This is a genomic window from Actinomycetota bacterium (assembly GCA_028698215.1).
Taxonomy (GTDB): Bacteria; Actinomycetota; Humimicrobiia; order Humimicrobiales; family Humimicrobiaceae; genus Halolacustris.
This window is the reverse complement of the sequence record JAQVDY010000044.1, coordinates 1-7,650: the sequence shown is the minus strand read 5'-3', so window position 1 is coordinate 7,650 and position 7,650 is coordinate 1. Positions and strand designations below refer to the sequence as shown.

General features: G+C 43.6%; 7 protein-coding genes. All 7 read right to left on the bottom strand.

Translation table 11 applies throughout. The features are described 5' to 3' along the window. A partial coding sequence (locus PHN32_08720; protein MDD3777672.1) for a glycosyltransferase family 1 protein occupies nucleotides 1–1,166 on the bottom strand: 1,166 nt, incomplete at its 3' end. Then, a complete protein-coding gene (locus tag PHN32_08715; GenBank protein MDD3777671.1) occupies nucleotides 1,163–2,404 on the bottom strand; it encodes a glycosyltransferase family 4 protein in 1,242 nt (413 codons plus the stop codon). The genes PHN32_08720 and PHN32_08715, both read right to left, overlap by 4 nt. After that, nucleotides 2,401–3,828, bottom strand: a complete 1,428-nt coding sequence (locus PHN32_08710; GenBank protein MDD3777670.1) for a glycosyltransferase family 2 protein — start codon at nucleotides 3,826–3,828, stop codon at nucleotides 2,401–2,403. Before PHN32_08710 ends, PHN32_08715 begins: the two co-directional genes overlap by 4 nt. Continuing rightward, a complete protein-coding gene (locus tag PHN32_08705; protein MDD3777669.1) occupies nucleotides 3,821–5,131 on the bottom strand; it encodes an ABC transporter ATP-binding protein in 1,311 nt (436 codons plus the stop codon). Before PHN32_08705 ends, PHN32_08710 begins: the two co-directional genes overlap by 8 nt. A 2-nt stretch (nucleotides 5,132–5,133) precedes the next feature. Then, a complete protein-coding gene (locus PHN32_08700) occupies nucleotides 5,134–5,928 on the bottom strand; it encodes an ABC transporter permease (protein MDD3777668.1) in 795 nt (264 codons plus the stop codon). Continuing rightward, entirely contained in the window at nucleotides 5,929–6,918 is a 990-nt protein-coding gene (locus PHN32_08695) for a class I SAM-dependent methyltransferase (protein MDD3777667.1), read from the bottom strand. It lies immediately after the preceding gene. 127 nt (nucleotides 6,919–7,045) lie between these two features. Beyond that, a partial coding sequence (locus PHN32_08690) for a glucosaminidase domain-containing protein (protein MDD3777666.1) occupies nucleotides 7,046–7,650 on the bottom strand: 605 nt, incomplete at its 5' end.

Here is a 7,650-nt window from a genome sequence, read left to right as displayed (position 1 = left end):
GTTTCAAGCGCATTCTCCTTATATACTTTTTTATAGACCTCCAGCGTATTGCGGGCAGTTTGCTCCCAGCTAAATTTTTGAGCCTGCAGGCTTCCCCGGCGGGACAGCTCCTGCCTTTTGCCTTTATTTACTAATAAATGCTGGATGGAGTCATATAACTGTTTTTCATCATAGGGATCTATCATTATGGCTGCCTGGCCGGCTACTTCCGGCAAAGATGATACATCAGAGGTTATTACCGGTGTCCCGCTGGCCATGGCTTCCAGCACCGGCAGGCCGAATCCTTCGTACAGGGAAGGGTATAGAAAGATAGAAGCTCCCTGGTAGATTCCCGGAAGCTTTTCCTGCTCCACGTAACCTAAAAACTTAACTTTTCCTTCCAGGCCCAGCTCTTGTACCAGCTCAAATATATTGGTATTCTTCCATCCCTGGCCCCCTACACAGACCAGCTTTAATTGTTCATATTGAGGCTGTTTTACCAACTGGGCAAACACCCTTATAATCCTCTCAAAATTTTTCCGGGGCTCTATGGAAGATACACATAGGAGGTATCCGGGCTCCAGGCCGTAAGACTGGATAAGCGGCCCTGCGTCCATTTTTTCAAAGTACTGCTTATCTACCCCCAGGTATACCACTTCCAGTTTGCCTTCCGGCACATGGAAGTACTTTACTACATCCCGCCTGGTCTGTTCCGAGTCACAGATTACAGCATCCGGCCTGGAGTTTAGATACATCAGGTTGGTAAACAGCCACTGGTAATTTTCTGAAGTATGGTATTGGGGAAAAATTAAAAAACTTAAATCATGCACGGTTACCACCAGCCGGGAGCTAAACAGCTGGGGCAAGGTGTAGGCGGTACTGTGAACTATATCCGGATTTCCCAGCATAGCCTCTTTTTTTTCCATAGAAGCTGCTTTCCATTTTTTAACCAGGCTTTTTTTGCTGGCCCTGGCCTGGGCAAATTCCAGCCGGGGAAAATCTTTTACAAACTCCTCTATCAGCTGCTTATCATTTAAGCTATCAGGCAGGCAATTATAAAAAAAGCTGTAGGCCAGGTATTGATTGGAAGGGTCCACCCTTCCCAGGCTTTTCAGCAAATTAGCCGCATATATGCCCACTCCTGCCGAACGGTCAAAGTACCGGGATACATCTATGCCAATCTTCACTTCTCTACCCCCTCTATTACTGCCTGGAAGCTTTTAAGCCTTCGTTCCCACTGGTATTTTTCCATAACCTTATTGTAACCGGCTATCCCCATATCCAGGGCCAGCTCTTCCTTTTTTAATAGCTTGGCAATGTACTCAGCCAGCATCAGCTTGTCCCCAAAAGGCACCAGATATCCATTTATGCCTTCCTCTATGAGTTCAGTTACCCCGCTGCAGTAAGCCCCGATCACCGGTTTCCGGTACAGCCAGGCTTCAGGATAGGTTAAGCCGAATGATTCGGACCGGGAAGCCATTACCATCATCCGGCAGGCATCCAGGGCATCTTTTTTATCCTGCTCATCAGCGTAACTTAAAATCAAAATATTGGTTAAAATTTGGGGATCCTGCATCAGCATATAATCCTCAAAATCCTTTAATATCTGGCCTATAAGTACCAGCTTGAATTTAATCCCCTTGGCCCACAGTATCTTGGCTGCTTCTACTATATGATGGGAACCCTTATCATGGGTCTGGGTAGATATCTGCAGTACAATGGGTTCAGCTATCCCGTATTTGGCAAGAAACCTTTCTCCCTGGCCTCCCCATACCTTTACCGGCTCTATCCCTATTCCGGCGGTTACAATTTTATCCGGGTTGTAGCCGTAATCTGCCAGCTGCTGTTTTTCCATATCGGTCTGGGTAAGTATAAGATTGCTGTATTTTAGTATTTCCCGGCTACGCTCATTAAAGAAAAGCTGGTGGCTTTGGGTGGAATTAGGCTCCCCGAAGTGCAGCAGGGGCACACAGATAAAAGGAATACGCTGCCTGGCTGCAAACCTTAAGGCCGGATATACCATATAGTAATGGGGAAATACTCCCCCCAGCACAAAGTCATACTTTTTTCTTAACCAATACATATGCCAGAGATAGCCAGGCAGCATTATATGGGGAAAACCAAACCCATATTTTAAATAACGCCCGGGAAGCTTAGATAGGAATTTAAGCAGATTATTTTTATTGGGGGGATGGTAGATACCAAACCTCCTGATATGTATATGGCCCAAATCCTGTACTGCTTCTTTGATGTACCTGCGGTCAGCATAATGGAAAAAATCATTATCCCACACATTGGTGGTATACACATCCACCTCATAACCCCTTTTCTCCAAATACTGGGCCCAGCGCAAAAATAATCTTTCCGCCCCTCCCATAAAGGGATAAAACCTATGCACTACCAGCAGGCATTTTCTTTTTTTCATAATTCTACCCTCAATAGTGGCGAGCCTTCCGGCAAAATAGCTATTTCATTGACATAAAGGTCTCCTGACTCCGGCTCCAATGTTAGGCTTATGGTCTCTGCAGCTGCTACCTGCGCAGGTACTTTAAGCAAAGCGGTATTCCATCCCGGCTCCAGGATATAGCTGGCAAAAAAATTGCTGAAAGCCAGGTTAAGTTTGGATTGATTACCATCATTCCGGTAGTGAATCTGCAGATAATAATTATATTGGCTTTGGTAATCTATCTGGAACCGGCAGCTGGCTTTACCCCTGGCCAGCCTGCCCCGGGGTATGGATTCAATAATAGCCGACCAGCCGGAGCCCAAGCCTTTATCATTTACCCCCGCTATGATCCGGGGGCCTACCTGTCCATATCTATTGCTATCTCCATTAACTATATCTACATATTCGGGATGTATGTTTTTAGTGGCCGACTTGCTGTAGCTAGGATGCAGCATTTGCCACCAGTCCATCTTAACCGCTTTCTTTCTGATAAAAAGCTTTTTTAATATATAAAAGGGAAACCGGGCTAAGAAAATCAGATAGACATAAAGCTCCCGGAAAAAATTGCCAAAATCCAGCCTATACAGCAAAGGTCCCATAAAATCCTTAAATTCATAGCGGGTAATCTTGGGAAATATTTTGGCTGTAAAAGATAGCGGAAAATTCTTTAATATAAATAAAAAGCGGCTTCTTTTAATATAGAAATGCTTAATGGGAGAAAATACCCCCAGGGAAGCGGAAAACTTATGGTAGATTACTGCCTCCGGCACATAATCTACCGTAAATTTAGTGTATTTCCAGGTACGCAGGCAAAGATCGCTGTCTTCATAATAAAGGAAGTAATCCTGGTCATAATAGCCTACTTGTTCCAAGACCTGGCGTTTGATTAAAGTGGCGCTGCCGGTTACCGCCAATACCGGCCCGCCTTTGCGGTCCAGCTGCTGGTCCAAACAGAAAAAATCCCGGTCCCAGCCATAGCCAAAATAATTTATATTTACTCCGGTGCTGTTCACATACTTGGGCCAATGATAAAGCAGTATCTTTCCGCTTAATATGCCTGCCCCAGGGTTGCCCTTGGCATATTGCACCAGGTGGTAAAGCCAGTTTTTATCCAGCCTGATATCATTGTTTAACACCCCAAAAAAGTCAGGCTTATCCTTTAGGCTATCCTTTATGGCTTGGTTGATAGCCTTTCCAAATCCCAGATTTTTTTTATTGGCTATCACTTTGGCCTGAGGGTAGTTCTCCTTTATAATCTCTAAACTGTTGTCGGTGGAATTATTGTCTACCACTACTACCCTAAAATGGGCATAGGTTTGCATATATACCGAATCCAGGCATTCTTTAAGGTGCGGCTGGCCGTTATAGTTTATTATGATTAAAACTACCTGAAAATCATCCATTTGTATTCTCAATGGTAATTTCAGAATTAAGGTCGGCTATTCCCTCTGCCATCTGATGGGCCAGTACATTTAAGGTAAACATATTGTTTACCCAGTCGCAATAGGTTTTGGAATCCTTGTAGCCCACGGCGGGAGTAACATAGTAGCTGCCTCCCATCAGGTTAACCTCAAAACTAAAGGAGACCTTTATTTTTTCTCCCTTATCATACACATTGGTCTTTATATTATGGGTACGGGTATTGGTGCCGTAAACCACATTGTCTTTAAAATCAGTTATCCTGATACCTATGATGGGGTTTTCCACCTTCTGCAAAAACTCTACCTCCAGCACTATGGATACCTTGTTCCCGTATTTACAATAGTCTATGGCCTGGCCTTTTTTATCTATCAGGCTAACTGAATTGATGATGGCATCCCCGGAGCCAAACCTTCTTATCTGCTGGTCCCCAATCTTGGACAGCTTCTCTATATCCTGGCCGTCTACTACCTTCTGGTTGGCCTCTATTACCGTTTTAAATATCTTTTTCCGTTCTTCTTCCTGCTGGCCGGTTACCCTCTTTTTTTCCAGCTCTTCCACATAGGCCCGGTACTGGCTAACCGCGCTTACCGGGTTACCCATCTCCACTATCTTGCCGTCTTTTAAGAAAGCTACCCGGCTGCAGAGATCAGAAATGGTTTCCAAATCATGGGATACGATGATGATGGTCTTGCCTTTCTTCATAATATCGTAGATAACCTTGTAGCATTTGGCCTGGAAAGACTGGTCCCCTACCGCCAGCACTTCATCTACCAGCAGGATATCAGGGTCTACATTAATGGCGATGGAAAAGCCCAGCCTCATATACATGCCGGAAGAGTAGTTTTTTACCGGGGTATCTATAAATTTTTCCAGCTCGGAAAAACTGACAATATCATCAAAACGCCGGTCTACTTCCCTCTTTTTCATGCCCAGTATGGCTGCATTTATATATATGTTTTCCCTGCCGGTAAGATCAGGGTGGAAACCGGCCCCCAGCTCCAGCAGGGCCGATATGCTTCCATTGGATACTATTTTTCCCTGGGTAGGCTGGATGATATTGGCTATCATTTTTAGCAGGGTAGATTTACCGCTGCCGTTAGGGCCGATTATGCCAAAGGTCTCCCCGTGCCTGATGGAAAAAGATACATCATCTAAAGCCAAAAATTCCTCAAAGGTCTGCCTCTTTCCCCTGAGGATAGTATTTTTTAAGCTGGGTATCTTTTCATGGTATATCCTGTAACGCTTGGTTACGTTTTTGATATCTACCGCAATATTTTTATCCATAACTATATTTCCTCGGCAAACCTCGGTTCCAGTTTTTTAAATATGAAGTAGCCTAAAAAGAATATGAGCAGGGATACACCCACCGCATAGATTACAAAATAATAAGGAGGCATCTCAAACCCGGGCCGGTGGTTTACATAGTAGAACAGGTTCCTGTACATCATGGTAAACAGGGTCATGGGATTAAAATAAAGTATCCTCCTGAAGGCCTCCGGCACCATCTCCAGGGGATAGATTATAGGGGTGGCAAAAAACCAAACCATCATGATAATGCTGATTAGATGCTGCAAATCCCTGAAAAAAACATTTAAGGAAGATACCAGCAAAGTAGATCCTGCCACCAAAAAAAACTGTACAAATATTATCAGCGGCAACAGATACAAAAACATGTAAAATTTATAGCCCATGATGGTTAGTACTATAAACAGGGCTATCAGCTCAAAAAGGAAGTTTACCAGGTTGGCCAAGACAATGGATAAGGGCAGAATTTCCCGGGGAAAATAAATTTTGTTTACCAGGTTGCCATTAGCCACAATAGCGCTGGCCCCATAAGAGACTGAATTGGCCAGAAAGTTATGGCCCAGGAGGGCACTGATTAAAAAGATGGCATAATCCTCTACTCCCAGCCTCATAATTATAGAAAATACAAAGGAATAAACCACCATCACCAGTATGGGGTTAAGAAGCGACCATAGAAACCCCAATACCGAGCCCCTGTATTTTACTTTGAGTTCCTTTTTGGTAAGGCTTACAATGAGCTCACTGTATGAAAAAAGCTTGCGTATATTGGCTAACAACTATTTAACTCCCATTATTGCATATTCCAAATTCCCAAACATTATATCATCAATTTTGGCTAAATCCTTGTTTAAGTCTGAAATTATGCCATCTATTTTTTTATCCCCCGTTTTTTCCTCAATAAGGCTTAATCTCTGCTCTTGGGGTACAGGGCTTTTATAAATTAACTTCAGGTTTCTAAAGCCTACTTTCTGATAGGTATAGCTTATAGTTTCTGGAGAGACCAGGCTAACATGGGTAGGGTCGATGACATAAGCCCTGCTCTGGGCATAAAAAGAATTGGGGTTTATGGTTTCAATCAAGATAACTGCTTCCGGCTCCATCTTTTCCCAGCAGGTTTTTATCAGCTTATAAATATCTTTATAGTCCATATGCTCTACTATCTGGGATAGAAATATATTTCCCAGTTTTCCTGGATAACGCTCTATATAGCTGACAGCCTCTGCCTGCTCTACTTCCAGTCCCTTTTGTCGGCAGCGTTCTACCATCTGTTTATCACTATCAATACCCCTGGCTTTAAATCCATGGCCCTGGAGAAGCTGCAAGAATTCTCCCCGCCCGCATCCTATATCCAATGTTTCCAGTTTTTGGTTTAAATAATCCAGGTATACTTTTTGCCTTTCTGCTACCAGCCCCTCCGGCCCCCGGAACTGGTCCTCAAACTGGGAATAGTCAAAGTCCGGAGGAAATTTTACCTGGGTTTTATATTCCAGCTGCTTTAGGCTTCGATAAACCTGGTTCAATTTTTGGGCCAGCTCTTCCAGCTGCTGGTCTATCTGTTCTAAGTGCAGTGATGACTGGCGGTTAAAATCAAATAAAGCCTGGTTATAGGCATTTTGCTGATGCACCAGGGGTTTTACCATAAAAAAAAGAAAGGAGGCGTATACGTCCTTTATTTTCCTTATAAAGCCATTTCTGCCGCCTATGGTGCCCAGGCTTTTGTATTTTTCCAGCCTTTGATTGATTTCGCTTACTTTTTTTTCAAACATTTCTTAAAATCTTTAAATTTAGGGTTAATTATATCATTAATTTATGCTTAGAAAAATGACAGCTAACCCTATTAAAATAGCCCCGGCCGGAGCCAGGGCTATTATTTCTTACCTTTTTCTTAGCTTTTTATCTGCCAAATACCTGGTTGGCAAATAACAGTATCTTGTCCGTATAGGTACTGGCAGGCGCCCATCTTCCGTTTAAGGTGCCTACACTGGAATTGCCATTAAAGAAATGGCCGTCTGAGTGCCTGGGATCATAAGTTTTAGAGCAATATCCATTTACATGTGATGGATAAGCATACCAGGCTAAATGGGCATATTGAGCTATGACACCCAGTTCTTCAGATTCAAACCTGCAGCCTACTCCCACTGGTCCGGTTACCCCCAGACCACAGAAATTATTCCAGCTGGGATCAGCCACACCGTTAAATTCCAGGAATCCTGTTTCGTGAGCCATCATAGCCCATGCTATGTCTGCCCTTAGGTTAAATTGTTGCCCCCACTTTATATATAATGGAGCTAGTCTTCTAGCCCAATTTGTTTTTGATGACCCTCTTATTTCAAATATCCTTACCAGCTGGTCCACAGTTACATCTACGTATCCCACCATATTGGTGGCATTGGTTATAACCCCGCCGCCGCCACTGGGTGCTGCCGGGGAAGTGCTGCCGGTATAATTAATTTTTAAGGTTACATATTTCCAGCCAATATTGGGATTATAGGCATATA